The sequence below is a fragment of the Lentilactobacillus diolivorans DSM 14421 genome, from assembly GCF_001434255.1.
GTDB classification, from domain to species: domain Bacteria; phylum Bacillota; class Bacilli; order Lactobacillales; family Lactobacillaceae; genus Lentilactobacillus; species Lentilactobacillus diolivorans.
Window position 1 is genome coordinate 1 of sequence record NZ_AZEY01000087.1, and the last position, 1,791, is coordinate 1,791.

A 1,791-nucleotide genomic window follows, 5' to 3' on the forward strand; every position below is an offset into this window, starting at 1 on the left:
TTTGATCAGCTCAACAATTAATGCGATTAAGGCCACGATAAAAGTACCGAAAGCCAGCATTAATTGTAAAGCGTCCGACACGGACACCTAGGCTACTCCTTTCGTTAGGATTTATGGGCTTTAAAGGTTTAACACCATAAGCACCACCTCCGATTGGAAATAGCCACCGCCTTAACTTCTCTACTGGATCTATTATACAGGCAGCCTAGCTCTTTAACCAAATATAAAATTAAAGAATCAGTAAGAATACTATATTTATATCTGGCAGATTGCAAGAAATAACTTGAACAAATTTAGTAACGCAGATTACGCAAAAAGATCTCAATTGGTGTTCGCCAATTTAAACATTTGAGTGGTCGGGAATTCAAATACCAGTTAATTTGAATCAATTCATCATCGGTAATCTCATCAATCGGTTGACCTTTGGGAATGAAGCGGCGTAGTACTCGGTTGCAATTTTCATTACTGCCTCGTTCATGTGGCGAATAAGCGTGCGCAAAGTACAGCGGAACACCGGTCTGTTCTTCAATCAAATTGTAGTTGGCGAATTCTTTCCCATGGTCAACAGTAAGGGTCTTGAGATTATCTCCTAACTGGTTAGCCAATTCTAAAATAGCCTTGGTCATTGAAGTACTATCTCGTCCATTAAGCCGTTTAACGATGGTAAGCCGACTCTTACGATCGACAAACGTAGCGACTGCTTGACCTTTACGTTTTCCAGATAAAACTGTATCAGCTTCGAAGTGACCTGAAGTATTACGATCAGAAATTTCAGCTGGACGATCTTCGATGGAACGTCCATGACTAAAAGTACCACGGGTTTCTTTAGCTCGTTTGCGACGAATACCATGGTCAGGTAAATCAGTCACATTAATATCCAGTAGTCCCTGATCAATCCAGTTATAGATGGTTTTGTAGGCAATTCTAACTACATGAGCCACTTGTTCAATTGACCATTTTTGGATCTTGATTTTTTCTTCAATCAATCGCTTTAGGTTAGTCGTTAAGATGGTTTTACGACCACGATGACTAAGTTTAACTTCATGGTCAGTTTGAGCCTTAACTGCGTGATACTCACCAGCTAAGCGATGAACCTCATTAAAGATAGTGGTTTTACTAAAGCCTAAATAATCGGCAATATATTGAAGTGAGTGCTTTTCATGATGAAGTGTTTCGATGACAACGCGGTCTTCAAATGATAAAATAGTGGTGCCCATAAAGGTCCTTCTTTCTAATGGAATGTTGTGGTGACACCATTAAAGACCTTTATGGGTTTTTCTGTCCACTAATATGTTCAACTTAAATTTTACAATCTACCATCTGTAAAAACAGTTTTTAACTGCTAGGTCATAATGTATAGATAAATAAAAGCAAGCACCTATGTAAAAAAGTGCCTGCTTTGATTAATTATCAAAAAAATTCCAATCTATATTTATAAAGGGTTATCTTCCCAATTTAAATATTGATTAACTGATCTTCAATTGCTCAATTATTTACGTTCTAAGAAGCCTAATACAGATAAATTTGGCTAATTATCCATGTAATTTTTGTTGCAATTTGTCTCCTAAAGTATCAATTTTCTTAGTAGCGAATATAGTACCACCTAATAATAATCCACTAATAATTAAGGTACTAGCAATTATAAATTTAAATATTTTTTTCATGATTTCCATTCATGTTACCTACTTTCTACATTCGGCCAACAACGAGTGAAACAACTAATACTAAGATGATAGCTCCAATTAATGAAGGAATAATTGCCATACCAGCTAAACTAGGCCCCCAAGAACC

4 protein-coding genes are annotated in these 1,791 nt (G+C 36.6%); all 4 read right to left on the bottom strand.

Annotation, left to right across the window (positions count from 1 at the left end; translation table 11 throughout):
* On the bottom strand, positions 1 to 60 hold a 60-nt coding region (locus FC85_RS16260), incomplete at its 3' end, for a putative holin-like toxin (protein WP_235807824.1).
* Positions 61 to 293: 233 nt separating this feature from the next.
* Positions 294 to 1,217, bottom strand: coding sequence for an IS30 family transposase (locus FC85_RS09550; RefSeq protein WP_057865310.1), 924 nt, complete (start codon positions 1,215 to 1,217; stop codon positions 294 to 296).
* A 315-nt stretch (positions 1,218 to 1,532) separates the two neighbouring features.
* Positions 1,533 to 1,673 carry a hypothetical protein gene (locus FC85_RS15905; protein WP_008857612.1) on the bottom strand — a complete coding sequence of 47 codons (141 nt, stop codon included), beginning with the start codon at positions 1,671 to 1,673 and terminating at the stop codon, positions 1,533 to 1,535.
* 16 nt (positions 1,674 to 1,689) lie between these two features.
* On the bottom strand, positions 1,690 to 1,791 hold a 102-nt coding region (locus FC85_RS15745), incomplete at its 5' end, for a GlsB/YeaQ/YmgE family stress response membrane protein (RefSeq protein ID WP_157051288.1).